Below are 21,592 nucleotides of genomic sequence, written 5' to 3'. Positions count from 1 at the left end.
TTAATGAATCAAGCTGTACTTATCTCTAAACATGATAAAGCTAAGTGCATCGCAAACGCACTCGCGCCGCTTGGCTTTGATGTGGTTGAAAGCAATGCGTTTGACACCGATAGCTTAGGCACATTCGCAGGCGACATAGAACGCACGCTCAGCCCTAAAGAAGCGGCTTTAAAAAAAGCGAAAATGGCGTGTGAGTTGCTCGGTGCCGAATTTGGTTTGGGCAGCGAAGGGAGTTTTGGCAATGGTCCTTACCCGGGCATAGTGAACTGGAATGACGAGATTTTATGTTTTTATGAACGTGCAACAGAGCAAGCTATTTATGCGAGTGCCTCAGGGCCTTTTGCAATCTCGAGTATCCAAGTAAACAGTAAGACTTGCCATGATACCTTGTTAAAAAAGCTCAATCATTTTCAAAGTCAGCGTTGGTTACTGAAATTTGATGAGCAAGTCTTAAAGGGGTTAAGCAGCGAAACCTTGATCGAAACTTTAGCTGACAAGCAATTAACCGAAGCGTTAATTGAGCCAGATTTACGCGCTATGCATTGCCCGCTTCGGCAGCAAATGATCAGTAAAGCTGCCGACGATTTAGCAAACAGGCTCAGTGCCATTTGCCCTAAGTGCAATGCCAAAAATTTTGTTGTAAAAGAAGCCATTGCAGGTTTGCCTTGTGAACAATGCGGCCTTGCAACACAACAAATTAAGCAGCATAAATATTACTGTGAATGCTGCGACCATACTGAATTAAAAAATACCGAACAAACCGCTGCCGATCCCTATTATTGTCAGCTCTGTAATCCTTAAGGTTTACCTATGAATGAATTTGAAACACTCGAGCTTCTCACCGGAGACGAAGGGATCGCCCAAGCCGTTAAGCTGCTTAAACAAGGTGAATGTGTCGCCCTACCGACTGAAACCGTGTACGGCCTTGCCGCGGATGCAACACAGCCAGAAGCCGTGGCAAAAATATTTGCAGCAAAAGGTCGCCCATCAAATCATCCTTTAATCGTGCATATTCCCGATGAAACGCATATTGCACGTTGGGCAGACTCGGAACCTTCAGATCTACAGAAGCTTGCTGATGCGTTTTGGCCGGGGCCATTAACGGTTATTTTAAACACCAAAGCTGGGCTGAATAACCCAGTAACCGGTGGAAAAGACACCATTGCACTGCGCGTGCCCTCTCACCCGCTGTTTTTAAAAGTGTTAATTGATTTAGACACAGGATTAGCTGCACCTTCGGCAAATCGTTATAAGCAATTAAGCCCAACAGTACCTGAGCAAGTGGTTGAGCAATTAACAGGTCGTATTCCTGCGGTTCTAGAAGGCGGCGCATGCGAGCATGGTCTGGAATCGACCATTTTAGATTTAACATCAGATGAGCTAAGGGTATTACGCGCTGGCCCAATTTCAGCTGCTGAGATAGAGCAATGTTTAGGTAAACCAGTCACAACACCGATGGAGCATAACGAAGCGGTGCCGGGTAACGTAAAAGCACACTACCAGCCAAATGCACCTGTGACTTTAGTTAAAACCGCTGAGCTTACTCATGCGATTCAAAATGAAAGCAACAAAAACATTGCGATACTTGCCTACTCAGAGCAGATTTTAGCCGAGGTAAGTGCATTAGATTTACAGCCAGAACTTATCAAACAGATAGCCTGCGATGCCGCAGGTTATGGTAAAGCTCTATACTACGACTTATACTGCTTAGATAAATTGACGCCGTCTAAAATCTTTGTCGAAACACCGCCTGTGAATGAAGACTGGCAAGCCGTTAATAACCGCCTTTCTCGCGCCGCATCTTTCGAGTTTATTCCTGAATAACCGATCATTAACACAAATAGCCCAGTAAATACATTTATTGGGCTCGAGTATATTAAACTCATTATATAAACATCTAAGCTACAAATGAATTTCGTAAATCTCTTTTGACTTAATCTCACAACCTACTTACTTATGAAATGTAAAAATTCTCTTAATTTGATCAATCTTAAAACACACCGCCCATAGACACTTTATTTATAGGTAACTGAATGGAAATTTAAAGATTTTAATTGGAAATATTGCCATTCCTTTTCTAAGCTAGGAAATAATTTAACCGAGACGCATGCAAGGATGTATTCATGCTTTCACCGAAGAGCTGGCGTTTTTCGATTCGATTTACGCTTTTTTTTATATTTCTCATTGCCACCACAATAACTGCAGGTGTGGCGATTTTATTGCAATATCACTTTTCTACTCAACAGACTAAACAGAATGCCTTTGAGCAGTTTCAAACGTCATCAGAATACACTCGTGACTACCTAGCTGCAATTGATCACCAAGCCAATGGATTAGCCGAGCTACTTTCTACGAATACTAGCTTTAACCAAATCGAAGGGTTATCGACTGGGCAACTGCAAATGTTTGCCAAAGCAATGGAAAATAATCCTATTTATTATTCTATTTTTATTGGCCACCCCTCTGGCCATTTCGGGCAACTTATTAACCTTAATTCGCAAGAAATTAAAACTAAATTAAACGCCTTGGCTTCAGACAGGTGGTTAAAAATTGAAATAGCGCCTAATACAGAAGTACCGACTAGAACGATTACTTTTTTAGATAAAAACTTATCACCTCGTGCTAGCTACAGTGAATATCATGAATTCGACCCGACAGCACGCCCATGGTTCAAGGGCGCAAGTCATGAACAGGTATATAAATCAGCACCTTACCAGTTTAAATCTCTCGAAGCACCTGGGTTAACTTACTCTATAAACATGCGAGCATCGGAAGCTGTTATAGGTGTCGATATTGCGCTTTCTAGTTTAACTAAGTATCTAAATAAACATAGCCTAGTCATAGGAAGTGACTTATTTGTTTATCAGGCCACTGGTGAAGTCATTGCAACCAACCAGCTACAAAAGACGGAAAATACGAGTTTCGAATATAACAATTTTTCACTCTCAGAAAATGAAAAAGAAATTATCCGAAATGCACCTAATTTACAAATATCTAATTCTAAGGATTGGAGCCCAATTGATTTTGCCATTTCTGGTCAACCCAACGGTTATTCAGTTGATAAATTGAATCTGATTGCTCAGATGACCGGTCTTGAAATAGAGTTTGTGAATGGTTTTACTTGGCCTGAACTCGTTGGCAAATTTAAAAACTATGAACTCGATGGATTACAAGCGGTTTATAAAACGTCTGAAAATAAAGAAATGGGCATTTTATCAGACCCCTATTTAGAATTACCATACGCGACTATTACGCTATCCAATGCTCAGGAGTTTACTAACATAGAGCAACTAAAGGGGAAAACCTTAGCTATAGCAAAAGGCTGGTCTATTATTCCCCTATTGAAGCAACAATTCCCAGAAGTAACTTTAATCGAAGTTGATACTCTCAAAGAGGTGTTTTTTGCAGTTAAGAATGGCAAAGCCGATGCCGGATTTGACAACCAATTGTCACTTTTGCAAACCCAATCAGAGTTTTTTATAGATGGAATAAAAGTCAATGAGCCTCTCTCTTTTGCGCCTCATGAATTCCCGTCTTCTTTGCATTTATTACTCAAGCCTGAGTTAAAAAGTTTAGTGCCTATTATTAACCGGGCAATAACGAGTATTTCCCCCTCTCAGGAGGCACAATTAAGAAATAAATGGCTAACCAAATCAAACATGCTAAATGTAACCAAACAGTCATTTACTGTGCCGCACAAAGTCCTCTTAGATGCAATTGATAATGATTCATTACAAAATGAACTGCTTAAAGTAAAACTTGATAAAGCTGAGGCCTACGTCTACGTTAGCCCTGTGAAAGTCAATGATGGTCAAGAAACCTTTTTTGCGATCGTCACGCCCACAGATCAGCTTTATGCTAGAAGCTTGAACCAAGTTAAAGCTTCTATATTTCTAACTGCAGCATGCCTTGTTTGTTTACTCCCTCTGTCTTACTTATTTTCAGCGCCCATAGTGCAGCCAATTCATAAACTCATGGCACAGAACAAGAAAATCAAATGCAGGCAGTATGATGACGTTGCTATTGAGCACAGTAACATCAAAGAACTTGATCAGCTTGGTGCTTCTTTAGCAGAAATGTCATCGTCAATAAAAAAACATGAAAAACAGCAAGCTGAATTATTAGAGTCGTTTGTAGAACTGATTGCACAAGCTATTGATGACAAGTCTCCCTATACTGCTGGCCACTGTAAACGTGTGCCAGATATAGGTATTAGGTTAGCGGAAGCAGCCTCATCGGCCAGCTATGGCATATTTAGTGACTTCAATTTGAAAACGGCTGAGCAAAAACGTGAATTCAAAATGGCTGCTTGGTTGCATGATTGTGGCAAAATCACCACACCCGAATATATCGTCGACAAAGCAACCAAATTAGAAACGATTTATAATCGTATACATGAAATTCGTATGCGTTTTGAGGTTTTATATCGAGATGCTGTCATTGACTATCACCAAAACACACAGCTTCAACCTCAATCTCAAGCGTTCTACAAAACCGAACTTGAGAGAAGATTCAAACAATTAAAAGATGACTTTGCATTTATTGCAAAATGTAATCAAGGTGGGGAATACCTCAGTGATGAAGCTGTTTCTCGTCTTGAAGAGTTATCTTTAATAACTTGGGAGCGCCACTTTGACGATACACTGGGTTTATCGCAATTGGAGCTAGAAGCCAAACCAGGGTTAAAAACTCCTTTACCTTGTGTTGAAATGCTGCTCAATGATAAAACTGAGCATCTTCATCCAAGAACAATCAAACCTGAGTATGTCGGTAAATATGGGATAAAAATGGATATCCCTGATCTACTCAGCAATAAAGGCGAGCTCTATAATCTAACAGTCTCACGCGGTACGCTGACGCATGAAGACCGATTTAGAATCAATGAGCACATGATAAGCACCATAAAAATGCTCGATAACCTGCCATTTCCTGATGATTTAGCCAACGTGCCGCGTTGGGCGTCAACTCATCACGAAACCTTGATAGGCACAGGATATCCAAGAAAGCTAAAAAAAGAAGATTTGTCGATCCCTGAACGCATTCTTGTTGTTGCGGATATTTTTGAAGCCTTGACCGCTTCAGATAGACCTTACAAGAAAGCGAAAACCTTATCAGAGTCACTGAAAATTATGCAGTTTATGGTCAAAGATCAACACATAGACTTAGATATTTTTGAATTATTTTTAACTTCAGGTGTTTACTTGGACTACGCCAAGCAACATTTAGACCCTACTCAAATTGACGAGGTCGATATTAATAGCTTGATTGGTAAGCAGAAAGTAGCTTAATCTGGCCGAGTATTATTGTATTTTGGCACTTTGATGAAGTGTCAAAATACAATAATACTCAAATTGATTTTCACCCCTTTTCAATCTTTAAATCGTTATACAAAAAGAATGATAATTTCTGGGAAGAATTCATATGCCAAAATTTGCGCATCGCATAAAATCACACAAAGCTCTTTTTGCTTTTTTACTCATATTATTCATCTATACCTTGCTTCGCTTTGTTACCTTTATTCAGCACCAAACCATTAAGCTGCCCGGTCAATATTTCACTTATCAAAACAAACAAGTTCGGTATTTATGCAAAGGAGATAATGCGCCTTTTGTGTTCTTCGAAACTGGATTTGCAGCTGACTCAGAACAAAGCTGGGACACTATCACCAAAGCATTACCCAATAACTTTACTAGCTGTTACTACGACAGGCTTGGTCATGGTGGTAGTGATAATGTGCCAGTTACTTTTACAACAAATGAAAAATCAGCACTGCAAACTGCACTGATAAAGCATATAGCTGGCAACGAGCCTGTTGTTTTAGTCGCCCACTCTTATGGTGGCATTATTTCTAGAAGAACCGTGGCAAGAAACGAGATTAACTTGGCTGCACTTATTCTTTTAGACTCCGCCCATGAATATCAGCATGAGATTATGCGAGGAGAATTTGACCCAATTCCCGATTTAGTTAAAAACTTACAGTATCTTAATGCTGCATTTGGATTATCTGATATGAAGAATATTTTCAAGCACTATGACGCACCGATGCAAAAACGACTTGATCAATATTATGGCAGTTTCAGATATGCGCATGTGCTCTCAAGCTACCGACATGAAAAAGGCTTTTATACGCCTTTAGAAACGTTCGGCTATGACTTTGGCAATTTAAAAATGCTGGTAATCAGTCACGACAAACAAGCTTATGCAAATAACCCGAGATTCTTTAGAATTACCGATAAATGGCAAGGCATGCAAAAAAGCATCGCTGCGCTTTCTAACAATTCTGAGCACATCATAGCAATGGGTGCGACTCATAATATTCCGGCAGATGCACCCGACTTGGTCATCAAAAAAATACGCGAAACTGTTGAGTTAGCGAGAAACCAAAACATAAACAAACTATGATGTTAGAAATGTTTTTTTACCAATCAGTTAATGTATTCAAATTAGTAACGCGTTAATGTAGCCATTAAATATAAAGAAAATTATTTAACAGACCCAAGGAAAATAATTTTCTCATAGTAATAGGCTGTTTAAGTTTCCTAGGCGCACTTATGTATCTGGGGTGTATTTATTTTGGCGCACCTTGGTATCGTTTTTTGGTGCTGGTAAACAAATGGCAAAACTTGCAGAGCAAGACAGTAATAAATCCACTGTTATTAACAGTGGCATTGTATCCATGCTTATTATTTGGTCTGTCTATACGTTTTCTGCTAATGGACTTATCACAAAATTTGCCACTTTTAAAAACCGCGTTAATCTTGAACACCTTAATATATAAAGCCCGAAGGGTAGCTGGGTTTTTATTTATTAACAGTCCTTTTTATCGCTCAAGCAAGTTTTGAATTTGGAAGTTCGATCATTTGCTTATCGTTTGGTTTAGTGCACATTATCGGTTTATAGCAACAGAGGAACAGTTTATGAAAAAAGAAGAAATCTTGCTGGTGTATGATAAAGATTGTCCTGCTTGTGATAACTACTGCCAAGTCGTTCGTATTCGAGAAAGTATTGGTGAGCTCAAAATTATCAATGCCAGAGAAAGTAGCGAAGTATTAGAAGAAATTACTCAACTTGGGCTCGATATCGATCAAGGTATGGTATTAAAGATGGCTGGCGTAATTTATTACGGTGCGGATGCCATTCACGCTCTCGCGCTAATCAGTTCACGCTCAGGTGTTTTTAATAAATTGAATTACTGGCTATTTAAATCTAAGCGGGCTTCAGCCATTTTATATCCACTGTTACGCTTTTTCAGAAACCTACTTTTAAAAATGCTAGGTAAAACGAAAATCAATAACTTGAATAGCGCGGGAAATGATCGGTTTTGATCATTTCACCAGAGGTAACACTTGTTTAAATATGGAGTCATTTGCATCTTTTATAAGCTCATATAAACACATTTCAAAACTAGTTAAACTTATTCCTAATTGGTTTAACTTAGTTAGCGCGAGCTCCTTGTTTTCGAGGGTTCTGGAAGAGACACAATCTTGTATTAGTTCAACACCAAACTCTCTTTGTTTTAAGCTCATCGCCGTCTGATATACGCAAATATGGGCTTCGATACCACATACCAGCCAATTATCGACACTAGCAGCATCTATGGCTTGTAAAAACTCTTCGCTGCCACAGCCATCAAATGTACTTTTTACTATGGCAGGAATATCACCCAGATGCGCTTGCAGTTCAGGAATAGTTGGCCCAAGTTTTTCTGGTAACTGCTCTAAAAACACGATAGGTAAATCAAGTATTTTTGCCGCTTGTACTAACTTTACTGTTTGCGCGATCATCGGTTCACTATCATGCACAAGTGTTGCTAACTTACCCTGAATATCTACAATCACTAAACCTGTGTTATATCTATTTAGCATCGAACGCTCCTTGCTATAAACATTAACAGCCGCCGTCAGCACCACCGCCACTACTGCTATCGAAACTACTAGATGAACTCGACGAATCATTTGAAAGGTTATGAGTTGTGATACTTGCACCAGCTATGATTGTGGCGTTGGCGTTATCAGTGCCCTTGCCTACTTTTGTTGCTGTGTGGGTAGGTTTTTCAGTTTTTTTCAAAGTCACAATAAACAGCAATGTACTTAATGCCGCAGTCGCAATTGCATACTTCCAAGTGCCTGAAATAATGCCTATAGTGATAGCCAGTACAAAGCCAGCTAGCGCTAAAATGCGAAGAAATAGTTGCATTGTAAGCTCCTTTTATACCAATCACCTTAATTAAGTAACCTATTTTAAGGATTGGTATTTTTCATTAAAAATAAGCTTTTATTATTTGAATAACTAAAAGCATACATATACCAACTTGCGCTATTTTTTGAACAAAGTAAAGTTTCTGAGAGAGTTACGTTCATCCCATGATTTTTTAAAACCCCTTTCGACCAGTTAAAACAAGCGACCAACTCAGTTTAAACGAGTCATTTCTATCGCCCCACGCTTTTGCATAGTTATATACAAAGTACGAGCATCTTTGCCGCCAAACGCAACATTAGTTGGATACTGGCCTTTTAAAGCTATGGTTTTGATTAATGTACCTGCCGGTGAAACAACCGCTACCTGCCCCGCACCATAACGTGCAATATAAAGATTGCCCTGTTTATCGCTGCGCATTCCATCTAATCCAAAGTCAGCAAAGCTAATCAGTAATTGTTTGTTAGAAATATTACCCTTTTCGTCTAAGTCATAACGCCATACTTTGCGTTGCACGCTTTCGTTCACATAAAGAGTTTTATTATCGGGACTGACTTCAATGCCATTGGTCGTCCCCATATTCGCTTCTAGCAAGGTGACTTGAGCATCTTGGGTGATCCGCCATAAATTCCCAGTTCTATTTGCCCAGTTTGGATCGCTGGCAAACAAAATGCCTTTGTCGGTAATCGCAATGTCATTTGGTTGATTCATTCGATTGTCGTGAGCAAATACGCGAACCGAACCAGACACGTCTTTGCCTTGTTTCAGAGCATCTGCAGACACGGTTAAAATATTATGGTTCACATAATCTGCGATAAACATATTACCTTCGCTATCAAATCGAATACCATTGCCTATTGAACCGTTTGCGAGTGTAAGCAAAGTATCGACCTGATGTTGTTGACTAACTCGCCCTATCGAACCTTGTTTTTGGTAATTAACCGCATACAGCACCCCATTTTTATCTACTGCTGGGCCTTCTATGCCTTGAGTAAAAACACCATCAAGTACATAGTCTTGTGTGTCATATTTTGTTGCTGCGACGTCATTTGCAGCAGCACTGAAGGCTGTGCAGAACAATAAACTAGAGAAATAAATGACTTTCATGGTTTTCCTTAAGCTTGATTTAACTTTGTTGTTGCACTGCAGCACAGTGTAAAAATAACTGACGGACGGGGTAAATGCCGGCGATAACTAATTCATCTGTTAACGCTTGTAATTCGAGTAAGCGCTCGTCCAGTTTTGCTGTCTGTTGCTTGCCCTCACAAACCTCAATGGTGCGTTGCGTATAATCGGCAAAGCGTTTGAGATTTTCATAGGTTGTTTGTAAAGGCTTTAACTTTTCGCTCTTTGCCAACAAACCTTGCTCAGCATTTAAAACTCGCTGCCATTGTTCAAGTTGCTGCTCTATCTGTGTAAGCGCGCGTGTATTGCCAGCAATATATGCTTTTACATGTTCTTTTAAGAAGCGCATCTCTTTGCTCTCTACCGCTAAAAAATCCACAAACAAATCTAAAGGCGCTAGCTGATGGTATACATCGTTCAGATGTTTGATGTGATGGCGGGTATAGTAATGACTTGGTTCAAGCAACTGAGCCAATGTGTTCAAAAATGCCAAAGTTTCATGCTGCTGTTGCTGCGAAAGGTTTTTAGATATTAACCCCGCCCAACCAGCTTGTTGTTGGCTGACGTTCAAAAGCCCAATAACTTGATCTGCATATTCACTGATTACATCTAAACGCATATACATGTTGTCCGCTTCTTTCACTTCAACTGGTGACCAAAGCCGTTCAGCAATGGCGAATAATCTCGGCCACATTCTCACATCAATGTTATCTTTGCTGATCATTTCACTCCACATGGTAGCCTCACCACCTAAGATCAAAGCTTGCTGATTTGGAAAAAGCGCGGGTGCAAGGGTTATCGACTTGGGTGTTGTTAATTCGCTCATAGTAAAAGGGTAACGGCTATTACCGATTAAAACGAAGCCAGTATTTTTTGCAAAGTCGAACTCAAAACTCAATGGTCCCATCCAGCTATCAAACTGGGCAACAAGGTGTTGCTCTGGAGCTGATACAGTCTCTCGTATTGCAAGTTGATGATGGTTGTTGTTCAACTTAATTAATACTTGCTCTCCAAGGATCAATAACTCGCCCTTTACAGGGCTCCCCTTTAAGCGCTCAACCACAAATTGTTTAGCATGATTTTTAGGCTGTGTTAAATCCACCACAGGCGGGATAAGATGTGGATCGTTGCGATAATGATAATCGCTATATTGTGGCTGATCGATATAAAAGCCCGTCGACAAAACACCTTGGTATCCAGCTCTTGCCACCGCATTTAATGAATCATGGCCGCGCCAAGATTGCACTAGAATTTGTTTAGGCAATTGGGGGTGAAAAATTTCATCCCAGCCTGCCATTTTGCGATGGTATTTCGCAATAATTGGTTGAATTTTACTGTTAAAGTAATTTTGTAGATCGGCACCATTTTGCAAATTATTACCGTTCATAAGAAGCTGAATATGTTCATCTTCCAGCCAGTGATCCGCCTCGACTTCATCCCCCCCGATATGAAAATACTGCTCGGGGAATAATGTCACCATCTCACCTATCAGAGTATCTATAAACTCATACATTTTTGGATTTGCTATATCGAGTAAAGGCTTGAATACCCCCCAGTGACGCTCCATTTCATACGTTTTGGCTTTGGTCATCAACTGAGGGTAAGCCACCGCAATGGCGCTTGCATGACCAGGCATCCCTATTTCGGGCAACACGCGAATACCCAATAAGCTGGCATATTCAACGACTTCTTTGATCTCAGCTTGACTGTAAAAGTCGCCATCAGATGCTATAGCAGTCAAAAGCGGATACGCTTTGCTTTCGATACGCCAGCCCTGATCATCAGTTAAATGCCAGTGAAATACGTTAAGTTTGGCACCAGCCATTCCTTCTAACTGGCGTTTAATGGTACTTATTGGTAAAAAATGGCGCACACTGTCAATTAACAAACCTCGCCACGCAAAACGCGGGGTATCTTGAATAACTACATTAGGAATAAATACTGCGCTCTTTGCCCGGGCATTTTTTTGTTGTGAATATACTAACTGTACTAACGTCGTCAACGCATGCTGAGCACCAAATACACTTTGCGCCTCAACGTGAATGCCGTGCTGATTAACAATTAGCTTATAACTTTCGTCTTCACCATACTGAGGGACGCTGAGCGCTTGCTCTTGCTCTTGCTGTTGAATATCAATAGTCAGATCTGCGTTTTGCTTCTCTCTTTCTAAAATAGTGATTGTCGAGTTGCTGATGCGATTTAGATGTGACTGTAGGCGCTGCAATTGAAAACGCTTTCGCTGATCACTCATGCCCTCAATATGAACGCTTAGAGACGACTCAAGTTTGAGTTTAGAGGCCTTTATATCTAACTGTTTTGGCATTGGCATTAACGCAGCATTATCTAGGCTGGCCATGTTTTGCTTTACCGATGCTTGAACCGAAGTTAAAAAACAATTGAGAAACAATATGCTAATAAAAATAAAAACAGTGTGCTTACTTCGCATCTACAACTCCTCAGAGAGATATTTTGTGAGTTTATCTTTAGGCATGAGCGCACCATGGTGTTGGATCACTTGACCTGCCAGCCTATGGGCAAACTTTGCAGCGTTTTCAAACGTCTCACCTTGTAACGCTTTTACTAAAAACCCTGCAGCAAAAGAATCGCCAGCTGCTGTGGTATCGATTATTTTTTCTACGACAATTTTTTTAGGGGAAATTTCAAGTACGTCGTTGGGGGCAACGGCAATCACACAAGGCGCACTTCCACATCGAATAACTAGCATATCTGGGGCGAGTTGTTGGCTAAAGTGGTGCGTAATGATGCTGTTTACACACTGAGTGCCATAGACCGCGTATTCATCTTCATCCGTTAAAAACGAGACATTTGCCAATGCCATCAATTGCTGAAACCACTTTTGTGGCGTCTCAGTTTGCCATAATGCTGCGCGATAATTATTGTCGAAAAAAATCACACCACCATGTTGTTTGAATTGCCTCAGTGCTGCGATTAATTGTGTTCTTTGCTCTGGGCATAAAACGGCAAGCGTTATTCCTGATAGATAAATGGCATCGAACTGTTTATATCTAAGTGCAGCTAGTAAACTTTGGTCTTGCTTAAAGTATTGCCTCACAGGGCTATTGAGTCGATCAAACTCGAAGTGGCGTTCGCCATTTTCAGCTAATTTAACCCAGTATTGCCCCAATTTTTTATCTTGAACTGTGATTAAGTAAGGGCTTTCTAACCTCTCTTGCTGAAGAAGCAAGGCTAAATTCGAGCTCGCTTCATCATCACCTATTGCGCTGGCATACTGAAGAGCTAAGCATGTTTTATCTTTATTAAACTGAGACAAATACCAAGCTGTGTTAAATGTATCGCCCGCAAAACTCATATCACCGTCAGCGCGGTGTTCGAGCATACACTCGCCAAAAAACACCATGCTTTTTATAGTGTTAAAAACTAAGTTTGTCATTGTGATTGCTCGCCTATATTGGTCTCATTCACAACGGTAATAGACTCATCATTGTGAGTTTTGGTCAGTATGCTAACAAGAACGCCCAAACTTAATGCGCTGAAAACAGAGGGGATTATCGGATTACCAAAAAACGTCAGCCACTGACTATTTGACCCCACAACAATGCCCGCTAATGCTCCACCAAGCAGCGTCGCAAGTGCCCCCTGCCATGTGTAGGCTTGCCAAAACCGACCAAGTAATCCCATCACACATAAGCCACTCATGAGTATCGAAATCATCTTAGTGATATAACTCACTATATTGTCTGACCAAAGCGCGAGAAATAACGCAATCAGTATGGTGAGCAACATAGCAGCACGAGAGCTTAACAATTGTTGCTTGGCACTTTGTGTCTGCGTGCTAAAAGTGCCAAATAAATCACTCATTAACACACTCACCCCTGCAATGGCATCTGAGCTGGCACTCGATAGAGTGGCAGAAATGCCAGCGAGTAGAATAAAACCGCCAAGCATCATAGGCAAAACTTCTAAGGCGAGATATGGAAAAGCATAAGCGGCATTATCTAGCTGAGCGTCAATCACATAGGCACTTATGCCAATCAAAGCAGGCAGTAATGCGAAAAATAAATACAAAACGCCAGAAATCAAAAATGAGCGTCGAATAGTTTTGACACTGTCCGCGGCATAAATGCGCTGTCGAAATGAAGGCGTAGCTAAAACGCCAATAAGCACCGCTAAAAACATTGAAAGTGCGGGTAAAATGCCGACATTTTGAAACGAAAAAATGCCCAGTTCAAACACACGCTCGCTGCTATTTACCGCCTCGAACCCACCAACATACTGTACCGAGAAATAAGCCATAAGTATAAAGCCAATAAACAACACGATGGCCTGTAAGGCGTCGGTCCACACAACCGCTGAATAGCCGCCTAGAATAATGAAAACAGCAAGACCTGTACCGATTAATAATTTGGCGTGCATCGCAGTTAAATCAGTAAGCCAAGATAAATACATACCGCCACCGATTAAATGTGCGCCCAACCAACCAATACTTGCCGCATAAATCATAATGGCGAGGGTGATTTTAACAACATGATGATTGCCGACATAACTGGCCAACTCTTCACTCATCGTGGCAAATGCTTGCAGGCGTGCTGGTGCAAACAGCCAAGCCAAAAGCAAAATACCCGCTGCACCACCTAAACCATATAATGCCCCCGCCCAGCCGTTGTCATAGGCAAACCCGACAGCTCCCATTGATGACCCAGTTCCCACCATAGTGGCCACTGTGGTGCCAAGGGTAAGAAATAGGGGCACTTTACGTCCAGCCAATAAGTAGTCACTGGCATTTTTTTGCTTTCGTGACGCCAACCAACTGACCAAAATCATCACCAGCAAGTAAGCCAAAAAGGCCAGCAAGAAATATAATTGGCTCTTAGACATACGTTCTCCCCAAGGGATGTTAGCTATTCTTAATTGCCTTTGTAACAAGTGACATCGACTTCGACCTTACAGTCCACCACGAGATCTGCCACCATACAGATCCGCGCAGGAGGATGCGCCCCAAATACTTCAGCAAACACTTTATTAAAAGACTGGAAGTAACGGGCATCTGTCAAAACCACTGACACATGCGTCACATGCTCAAGGCCGTAGCCCGCTTCAGTCATAATTTCAATGCAATTATTAATCGCCAATCGCGACTGATCAATAATGCCGCCTTCGACCACTTCACCGTCTTTCATCGGTGTTTGACCAGAAACTTTTAGCCAACCACCCGCTTCAACGGCTCTGGCAAAAGGTAAATGCTGACCGCCCGTGCCCGTTCCGCCTTCGGCGCCAATTCTTCTTATGCTCATGACTTCCTCGTTAATTATTTTTATGATTATGTCTTGTTAAAAAACGTCCAGCTCGGCCTTCTGGTGCATGTGCATGGCAGCACTGCATGGCATTAAAACTTTCCACACCGTTAACCCAAACAGCTTGAATGCCTGAAGCACTTTGCTTTGGCTCTCTATAACTGGCGTTATCAATGATTTTCTCAGGATCGAATAAAACCAAATCAGCAAAATAGCCGACTTCAATTTTGCCGCGCTTTTGTAATTTAAAATGCGAAGCTGGTAGCGCTGTCATTTTATGCAGCGCAAGCTCCAATGAGAGTAGTTGCTCATCTCTACAATAATGCCCGAGCACTCTAGGAAATGTGCCCCACAGCCTTGGGTGCGGATGAGGGTCGCAAGGTAGTCCATCTGAGCCCACCATACTATGCTCATAGCCTAGAAAAGCTTGCACATCAGACTCCTGCATACAGTGATAAACCGCACCTGCAGGTTGCAGCCGTTTTGCCGCCTCTAATTGAGTTAAACCCCACTGCTGAGCGATGTCTTTTAAATGCTGTTTTGCCATGTCAGGAAATGATTCAGACCAAGTAATGAAAATGTCAGTTTCTTCATTAACTTGCTTTAAATCTAATGTACTTGAACTGGCCGCGTAAGGATAACAATCACAGCCAATATGTTGGTGCTGTTTTTGTTGCTCAAAATGCGCAAGCACCTCTTCTGAGCGACCCCAGTTTTCTTTACCGGCACATTTAATATGGGAAATCACTAGTGGTAATTCGGCCTGTTTTGCAGTTGCAAACGCTTCGTCCATAGCATCGATGACCCCTTGAAATTCAGTGCGTAAGTGCGTGGTGTAAAGCCCATCAAACGGGGTGACAACTTGCGCCAGTTGGTTCACTTCATATTCGCTAGCTTGTTTCGCATTGTAATAAGCAAGCCCGGTACTTAAACCCAATGCACCTTGTGACATTGCCTGCTCTAATAAATTCTGCATTCGCACAATTTCGGGTGCTGTGGCAGCGCGCTCTAAATTGTCCATCACTTGCGCACGAAGACTAATATGACCAATTAACATGGCTAAATTGACACTGGGTTTCGCAATTGCAAACGCGTCTTGGTAATCCTTTAATTCTGGATAAACAAACTCATTTTTCGCCCCTAATAAATTAATTGGGTCGCGTAAACCACTTTTAGCACTGGTAGGCACTGCACTGATCCCACAATTGCCTGCAATTACAGTTGTGACACCTTGGCTTAACTTTGCGGGCACAGAGGGTTTTCTTAACACTTCAAGATCGTCATGGGTATGCACGTCAATAAAACCCGGCGACAACACCAGCCCATCGGCATTAATCACTAACTTTGCTTGCATGTTCAACTTTTTAGCAACTGCAATAATAATGTCGTTTTTCACTGCAACATCGAGCTGCTCGATGGGGTTATCTTTACCAATAAAGACGCGCGCACCACGAATGATGAAATCTGCTGAAGTGTATTTCACAATCATTAATCTCCAAGCGGAAAACGTTTATCAGCAGGTGGCATATCACTATTTTTATCACGATGAAGATCGAGTTGAATTTTAAGACGACGTAACTTCTCTTTAGAACGCCTTTGATTACGCATCGCCACTTCACTTGAGAGAATATCCAATGCCGCCATCATCACGTAACGTGCCGCACTGGGCTTGAAAATATAATCGCTTTCTTGAGTTTTAATAGGTAAGTGAAAATCAGCAAATTGCGACAGTTCGCTATCAGGGCAAACCGTAATGATATGTGCTCCATATTCTTTGGCAATTTTTGCGGCATCCATGACATCCGGTGATACACCACTTAATGATAAGCAAATCACCACATCGTCTTTGTTCACCGTAGACGCTGCCATGCGCATCATCATCGGATCGTTGTGCGCATTAGCAAGTACGTCAAGTCTAAAAAAACGATTTTGACACTCTTGAGCAAGCATACTGCTGCCACCACCGACACCGAAAATCAAACAATGTCTGGCGTTACACACAACACTGCTGGCCTGCTCTACGATGGCTTCATTGATTAACCCAGCATTGAGCTCTAAAATTTCTTGGATCGATGTGTAAACATGAGAAAGTTGCTTCTTCTCTACTATTTCTAAGTTGGTAAACCGCTCACCGATCGCTGCTGATTGTGTTAAACGAAACTTCAAGTCACGAACATTGTCACAGCCTAAACTTTTTGCAAGGCGAGTGATACTTGCATGACTGACTTCAGCCTTATCAGCGAGTTCGTTTATAGATGCACTCGCAGCGAAGTTAAGCTCGGCTAAAATCAATCTTGCCACTCTATCTTCTGCCGGACTAAAGTGCCCTAGGCCTTCTTTTATTTTACTTATTATGTCCATTAGAATCCTTTAAAATTGTGTTGAAATCGTCTTAGTGATCACCCAATCATGTTCGACAATACCAATCTGCCGCCATTTATCGAATGTAAGGCAAGGGTGTGAAGTTGAGAAATTGAGCATGTCACCGACATGTAAAGCTTGCTGTTCGGGATAACGCAGCATGCTGTGTTGATCCATGATTTTTACAATTTGAAATTCAGCAGTGGGCGTTGAAAGCACAGCTGTTTTAGGCGAATAAATCAACTCTGTTGTTGGAAAGCCCGCATCAAAGGCCACATCACGCTTGCCCATTCCAATAATAGCTAGACCCGGCTCAGGCACTGATAACACATAAGCCCAGACACTTAAGCTGGACTGAAGGTTACCAGCAATGTCACACGCCAATTGGCTCCTTGATAGCACTGCTTGCTGAGCCTGATGATAGATACCTGTGTCATGTATTAAATAACAACCGGGGCGTAAAACAATTCTAAATTTGTGTGCAAACCCATGCTCTGAAAGTGCTTTTGCAACTATGTCATACCAGGCTGAACCTGCACCTGTAATAATAGGTATCTGGGTATCAAAGCCTCCTTCCAACGCTATGTGCTGCGCAAGCGTATTAACGTCGCTCACAAAATCAGCCACTTGTTGCTCAGGGTGCTCACCGCTGATCACCCCTTCATAGAATGCTAGACCCATTAAATTCAAACTTGAATATTGTTTACAGGTCGAGACTAAACTTGAAATATCCTTTGCTGAACGTAATCCACAACGTCCACCTTTTATACCTACTTCAAGTAAGATATTTAGGGTTAAATTGCGTTCAGCGAAAAATGCGCCAAGCGCTCGTAAGTTTTCTTCTGAATCAGCAAAGCAGTAAAACTCTAATGATGTGGATGATAGCCAATTTGCAACTTGCTCAAAGTGAAAACGACCCACTAACTGATTCGCCATAAGGATGCGAGAAATACCCGCTTCAATCGCACAGCTTACCTGTGGAACAGTGGCCAAAGTTATCCCCCAAGCGCCGGCTTCGAGTTGCTGTGCAAACAACTCTGTCGACATGGTAGTTTTACCATGAGGTGCAAGTAACATGTTATGTTTACGAGCAAACTCTGCCATCCATTTGGCATTTTGGTTTACTTTTTTCTGCTGAACAACGGCCACAGGCAAGCTAACTTGCTCTTGTAAAATATCCCAACCGGCGGTTTGTAGTTGCACATTGCAACCACTCCCTTTGATAAGCTCTGACACAGTTAACCTCTACCATCACGCAATAAATCATGTTCACAAAAACTTTGAACACGCTTTGTAAAACAAAACTAAACTTTTAGTCATAAAAATACCAGCTCTGCTAAAAACAGAGCTGGTAGATGAATGACTCAGAAAGTCGCGCGAACACTTAACGCATAACGTCTGTCAGTCGTAAAGTTAAGTGCTTGTGTTCTGGTGCCAGCCTGATCCATTTGGTATTGGGTCTTGGTTTCTGTATCAAGTAAATTACTTGCCTCAAAGCCCACTTTCCAATTGTCGTTAATGGTGTAGTAAATACTTGCATCCATCATGCCTGTTGCCTCAGCATACGCAGGAACGTACTCTTCTGATTCACGCAGGGTCAATAAGTATTCTGAACGCCAAGTGTAAGCGACACGCATAGAAATCTTATCGAACTCATACATACCCACGATGTTCAAGTTTGTATCTGAGTAGCCCTGTAGCGGTAAACCACTAAAGATTCTAAAAGTGTTTCGATTATCGGTGATCGGGTCGCCATTTTCGTTGAAAGCCAGTGTACCTTCGGATACCTCATTAGGATCTTGTAAGCCGTCTTGATCAATGTAAGTAAAGTTAAACTGTAGACCTAAGCCGCTCCAAGCACCCGGTAACATGTCGTAAAACTGAGAGTAAGAGAATTCTGCACCTTGAATAGTGCCAGACCCGGTGTTAGCAGGCCCATACGCAGAAATGTCGTACTTTTCATCGTTAAAAGTGACGTCCATATCGAATGCACGATTTCGGATGATGTTATCAAGTTTCTTGTGGAATAAACCGAAAGTGATATAACCCGCGTCGGCAAAATACCACTCAGTTGTTAAGTCTAAGTTGACCGCTTCTTCAGGCTCAATGTTTGGATTACCTGATAATGCCGTGACTTCTATATCATCAATACCTACAACTGGGTTATTGGCCTCATCGTAATCAGCACCTGGAGTTTGTAATCTGCGTGTGTAATCAAGGTTAATGATACTGATGTTTCGAGCATCTACTAGGCTTGGGTAATACAATGCTTTTGATGCACCAAAGCGCACAACTACATCTTCAGTAACACCAAAACTTAAATTAAGGCTTGGTAAGATGGTGCTGTAATCAGTACCATCAACGGTGCTTAGCTGCGACTCGCCATTAGCTAGGTCATAATAACGTTTATACTCTGGTTGCTGCATCACCGTATTTAACGATGTACCTTCTTCACCGCGCTTGATCGTCGCTGGGCGTACTACTGCACCCGTTGATTGCAGTTGATAGTTGACGTAACGAAGACCCACATTACCCACAACTGGGATATCATTTAGTTCAAAGTCAAAGTCACCTCTTACGTAAAACTCGGTGCGTTTTTCATTACTTGCACTGATATTATGTGCAGCAAATGGTCCTTCAACACGGTCAGCTTTGTCTTCATAAGGTACATATGTGCCTGTACAAACACCATTGTTTGCAGCACTGTTAGTTGCGTTGTGCCAACCGTCTTTACAGCCCTGACGTAAAGAGTTCGCATAATCTCTGACTAAGTCCATTTTCGGAAATAAGAAATTATTTACGTTACCCACCAAAACCTGACCGTTGTAATAATCAGCAAAATCAACGCGCTCAAATAACTCTGGACGATTAATTGCTGCGGCCGCATTACGGTCATCTTGATTCCAAGGGGTACCAATTGCAGACCAGCCTTCATAAGCGGTGTCACGAACGGTTAAATCTTTATCAGACATATATGCGCCGGCACTGATACTCGTGAAGTTACCATCTAATTCATATTTAAAATCAATTTTGTAGCTATCTGCCTCGGCTGTATTGTGTTCAACTTGCTCCATGCCACTGCCTAAAAATAAGTTTGGCACTGGCCCATTCCAATCTTCATTTGGTGACCAGCCTGCAGTCATGATGTTGTCGCTTAAAAACTCAACAGTTGGTCTGCTGCCACGCATGTCTAAGAAGTAAGGAGAAACCACATGTACATGGTTACCTCTTGTCTGGCCTGACATGCTGTAGTCTTGACGGTGTTTTTCTGAATCAATCATTTGATAGTCAAAATTAATTGTCAGCCGATCAATCGGTTTCAGTGTCAACTTGAAGGATGTGTCGTTTACTGTATTTTCGTTGTAGTTCCAACGACTGCGATAGAAAAATGGTGTTTCAGGACTAACACCCAGCGCAATGCCAGAAGTCACAAAATTATTACTGGTTGTTAGAGGATAACCATTGGCTGCATCATCTTGCCAATTTTGTGATGACCCCATAAATCCCTTAAAGCCCTGTGCTGCCTGACCAATTTGACGTTCATTCCACTCTAATGACGCTTTTGAGCGAATATGCTCAATGGTTGCGACTATGGTTTCATCGTCATTTGCCCACTGCAAGGAAGACGTCAAACCTTGACGTTTACGATCGTTATCTGCGGTACTCATGTGGATAGCCACAGGCACATGCCAAACACTGCCTGCGGGTTGACCTGGTAGTGCTGGACCGTCAACCGGTGATGATGGATCAACGCCGGTGATCCCACCCCACTGATCTAAAGTTGGTACAAATGAATCACCACGCGAATGGAAATTACCTAGACCAACGCCATCACCACGAGTTTGATATTCAGATTGAGATGCGGCAATCAAGAAGCCAAATTTGCCCGAATTGGTGTCCCAAGTATCAGAAAATAGCGCTGAAAAAGAAGGGGTTGTTTCACCTCTAAAATCACCATAATTGGCTTTAGCATTGACTGAAATTAACTGCTCATCAGAATCGAATGGCTTGCGAGTAAGCAAGTTTACAGTGCCCGATATACCGCCAGAAATCAGATCTGCAGTTTGGTTTTTAACAACTTCAACGGCACCTAATAACTCAGCAGGAAAATCTTCATAGCTTAACCCGCCATTAGGATTAGCACTGAATGCATCACGACCGTTTACTTCTGAACGAACTCTATCTAAACCACGAACCAAAACGCCCGTTCCTTCGTCAGCATAGTGCTTCGGATCGTCTGAAGATGCAAAACGTTCAATGGTTACACCAGGTACACGCTGCAATGCTTCTGTCACCGATTTATCAGGTAATGCGCCAATATCGGATGCAGTGATCACATCTTTAACGGTATCAGCAAAGCGCTTAATGTTTTGTGCACTGTTAATACTGCCACGAATACCACTGACTTCAATGACTTCGATTTTCTCATCTTTTTTGGCAGCGCTGTCATTTTCAGCCGACGCATTCGCAGCAACAAAAAGTGGGCTTAATCCCATTAACGCATAAGTAACGGCAAGGCTTAACCTTGTTCGTTTATTTTGATTGTTTCCTGTATCGATGACTAGTTTTGACATTTTTATAATCTCTTTTTTCATAAACCAGTGAGCAAGTAATACAACTACTCATACCAAATTAAC

Annotated in this window: 17 protein-coding genes; 6 read left to right on the top strand and 11 right to left on the bottom strand. The window is 41.7% G+C overall.

Going from position 1 to position 21,592, the window contains the following annotated elements; genetic code table 11:
* The first annotated feature begins 3 nt into the window (after positions 1–3).
* From ACGHEH_RS11605 to ACGHEH_RS11580, 6 genes are all read left to right on the top strand, one after another.
* Entirely contained in the window at positions 4–801 is a 798-nt protein-coding gene (locus tag ACGHEH_RS11605) for a DUF6671 family protein (protein ID WP_390445446.1), read from the top strand.
* 9 nt (positions 802–810) lie between these two features.
* Positions 811–1,824, top strand: coding sequence for an L-threonylcarbamoyladenylate synthase (locus ACGHEH_RS11600; protein ID WP_390445443.1), 1,014 nt, complete (start codon positions 811–813; stop codon positions 1,822–1,824).
* A 299-nt stretch (positions 1,825–2,123) separates the two neighbouring features.
* Positions 2,124–5,288 (top strand): HD domain-containing phosphohydrolase, encoded by a 3,165-nt coding sequence (locus ACGHEH_RS11595; RefSeq protein WP_390445441.1) that lies wholly within the window; start codon positions 2,124–2,126, stop codon positions 5,286–5,288.
* 133 nt (positions 5,289–5,421) lie between these two features.
* Positions 5,422–6,402 carry an alpha/beta fold hydrolase gene (locus ACGHEH_RS11590; protein ID WP_390445439.1) on the top strand — a complete coding sequence of 327 codons (981 nt, stop codon included), beginning with the start codon at positions 5,422–5,424 and terminating at the stop codon, positions 6,400–6,402.
* Positions 6,403–6,613: 211 nt separating this feature from the next.
* The gene (locus tag ACGHEH_RS11585; protein ID WP_390445436.1) at positions 6,614–6,778 is read left to right on the top strand and encodes a hypothetical protein; all 165 of its coding nucleotides are present in this window, start codon (positions 6,614–6,616) and stop codon (positions 6,776–6,778) included.
* A gap of 139 nt (positions 6,779–6,917) precedes the next feature.
* Positions 6,918–7,325, top strand: coding sequence for a DCC1-like thiol-disulfide oxidoreductase family protein (locus ACGHEH_RS11580; protein ID WP_390445433.1), 408 nt, complete (start codon positions 6,918–6,920; stop codon positions 7,323–7,325).
* Here ACGHEH_RS11580 and ACGHEH_RS11575 read toward each other — a convergent pair whose 3' ends face one another.
* From ACGHEH_RS11575 to ACGHEH_RS11525, 11 genes are all read right to left on the bottom strand, one after another.
* The gene (locus ACGHEH_RS11575) at positions 7,326–7,865 is read right to left on the bottom strand and encodes a hydrolase (protein WP_390445430.1); all 540 of its coding nucleotides are present in this window, start codon (positions 7,863–7,865) and stop codon (positions 7,326–7,328) included. It lies immediately after the preceding gene.
* 22 nt (positions 7,866–7,887) lie between these two features.
* The gene (locus ACGHEH_RS11570) at positions 7,888–8,196 is read right to left on the bottom strand and encodes a hypothetical protein (RefSeq protein WP_390445427.1); all 309 of its coding nucleotides are present in this window, start codon (positions 8,194–8,196) and stop codon (positions 7,888–7,890) included.
* 213 nt (positions 8,197–8,409) lie between these two features.
* Complete coding sequence (locus tag ACGHEH_RS11565; protein ID WP_390445424.1) at positions 8,410–9,303, bottom strand: SMP-30/gluconolactonase/LRE family protein; 894 nt, start codon at positions 9,301–9,303, stop codon at positions 8,410–8,412.
* A 19-nt stretch (positions 9,304–9,322) separates the two neighbouring features.
* Positions 9,323–11,767, bottom strand: coding sequence for a family 20 glycosylhydrolase (locus tag ACGHEH_RS11560; protein ID WP_390445421.1), 2,445 nt, complete (start codon positions 11,765–11,767; stop codon positions 9,323–9,325).
* Positions 11,768–12,733 (bottom strand): sugar kinase, encoded by a 966-nt coding sequence (locus ACGHEH_RS11555; protein WP_390445419.1) that lies wholly within the window; start codon positions 12,731–12,733, stop codon positions 11,768–11,770. It abuts the gene before it with no gap.
* On the bottom strand, positions 12,730–14,178 hold the full coding sequence (locus tag ACGHEH_RS11550; protein WP_390445416.1) for a sodium:solute symporter family protein: 1,449 nt from the start codon (positions 14,176–14,178) through the stop codon (positions 12,730–12,732). Before ACGHEH_RS11550 ends, ACGHEH_RS11555 begins: the two co-directional genes overlap by 4 nt.
* A 29-nt stretch (positions 14,179–14,207) precedes the next feature.
* Positions 14,208–14,594 (bottom strand): RidA family protein, encoded by a 387-nt coding sequence (locus ACGHEH_RS11545; RefSeq protein ID WP_390445414.1) that lies wholly within the window; start codon positions 14,592–14,594, stop codon positions 14,208–14,210.
* A 10-nt stretch (positions 14,595–14,604) separates the two neighbouring features.
* Positions 14,605–16,083, bottom strand: coding sequence for an amidohydrolase family protein (locus tag ACGHEH_RS11540; protein WP_390445411.1), 1,479 nt, complete (start codon positions 16,081–16,083; stop codon positions 14,605–14,607).
* On the bottom strand, positions 16,083–16,955 hold the full coding sequence (locus ACGHEH_RS11535; RefSeq protein WP_138631811.1) for a MurR/RpiR family transcriptional regulator: 873 nt from the start codon (positions 16,953–16,955) through the stop codon (positions 16,083–16,085). The genes ACGHEH_RS11540 and ACGHEH_RS11535 overlap by 1 nt, the downstream gene beginning before the upstream one ends.
* A 9-nt stretch (positions 16,956–16,964) precedes the next feature.
* Complete coding sequence (locus ACGHEH_RS11530; protein WP_390445408.1) at positions 16,965–18,158, bottom strand: alanine racemase; 1,194 nt, start codon at positions 18,156–18,158, stop codon at positions 16,965–16,967.
* A gap of 161 nt (positions 18,159–18,319) precedes the next feature.
* On the bottom strand, positions 18,320–21,529 hold the full coding sequence (locus ACGHEH_RS11525; RefSeq protein WP_390445406.1) for a TonB-dependent receptor: 3,210 nt from the start codon (positions 21,527–21,529) through the stop codon (positions 18,320–18,322).
* Positions 21,530–21,592 lie beyond the last annotated feature (63 nt).

The sequence above is a fragment of the Pseudoalteromonas sp. MTN2-4 genome (assembly GCF_042848605.1).
Classification (GTDB): domain Bacteria; phylum Pseudomonadota; class Gammaproteobacteria; order Enterobacterales; family Alteromonadaceae; genus Pseudoalteromonas.
Note: the sequence above shows the minus strand (reverse complement) of the source record. Positions and strands in the feature narration are given on the sequence as shown.

Excerpts from the sequence above, each read along its gene's own strand:
- ACGHEH_RS11605 (WP_390445446.1), top strand. The coding sequence starts at position 4 with ATGAATCAAGCTGTACTTATCTCTAAACATGATAAAGCTAAGTGCATC.
- ACGHEH_RS11600 (WP_390445443.1), top strand. The coding sequence starts at position 811 with ATGAATGAATTTGAAACACTCGAGCTTCTCACCGGAGACGAAGGGATC.
- ACGHEH_RS11595 (WP_390445441.1), top strand. The coding sequence starts at position 2,124 with ATGCTTTCACCGAAGAGCTGGCGTTTTTCGATTCGATTTACGCTTTTT.
- ACGHEH_RS11590 (WP_390445439.1), top strand. The coding sequence starts at position 5,422 with ATGCCAAAATTTGCGCATCGCATAAAATCACACAAAGCTCTTTTTGCT.
- ACGHEH_RS11585 (WP_390445436.1), top strand. The coding sequence starts at position 6,614 with ATGGCAAAACTTGCAGAGCAAGACAGTAATAAATCCACTGTTATTAAC.
- ACGHEH_RS11580 (WP_390445433.1), top strand. The coding sequence starts at position 6,918 with ATGAAAAAAGAAGAAATCTTGCTGGTGTATGATAAAGATTGTCCTGCT.
- ACGHEH_RS11575 (WP_390445430.1), bottom strand. The coding sequence starts at position 7,865 with ATGCTAAATAGATATAACACAGGTTTAGTGATTGTAGATATTCAGGGT.
- ACGHEH_RS11570 (WP_390445427.1), bottom strand. The coding sequence starts at position 8,196 with ATGCAACTATTTCTTCGCATTTTAGCGCTAGCTGGCTTTGTACTGGCT.
- ACGHEH_RS11565 (WP_390445424.1), bottom strand. The coding sequence starts at position 9,303 with ATGAAAGTCATTTATTTCTCTAGTTTATTGTTCTGCACAGCCTTCAGT.
- ACGHEH_RS11560 (WP_390445421.1), bottom strand. The coding sequence starts at position 11,767 with ATGCGAAGTAAGCACACTGTTTTTATTTTTATTAGCATATTGTTTCTC.
- ACGHEH_RS11555 (WP_390445419.1), bottom strand. The coding sequence starts at position 12,733 with ATGACAAACTTAGTTTTTAACACTATAAAAAGCATGGTGTTTTTTGGC.
- ACGHEH_RS11550 (WP_390445416.1), bottom strand. The coding sequence starts at position 14,178 with ATGTCTAAGAGCCAATTATATTTCTTGCTGGCCTTTTTGGCTTACTTG.
- ACGHEH_RS11545 (WP_390445414.1), bottom strand. The coding sequence starts at position 14,594 with ATGAGCATAAGAAGAATTGGCGCCGAAGGCGGAACGGGCACGGGCGGT.
- ACGHEH_RS11540 (WP_390445411.1), bottom strand. The coding sequence starts at position 16,083 with ATGATTGTGAAATACACTTCAGCAGATTTCATCATTCGTGGTGCGCGC.
- ACGHEH_RS11535 (WP_138631811.1), bottom strand. The coding sequence starts at position 16,955 with ATGGACATAATAAGTAAAATAAAAGAAGGCCTAGGGCACTTTAGTCCG.
- ACGHEH_RS11525 (WP_390445406.1), bottom strand. The coding sequence starts at position 21,529 with ATGTCAAAACTAGTCATCGATACAGGAAACAATCAAAATAAACGAACA.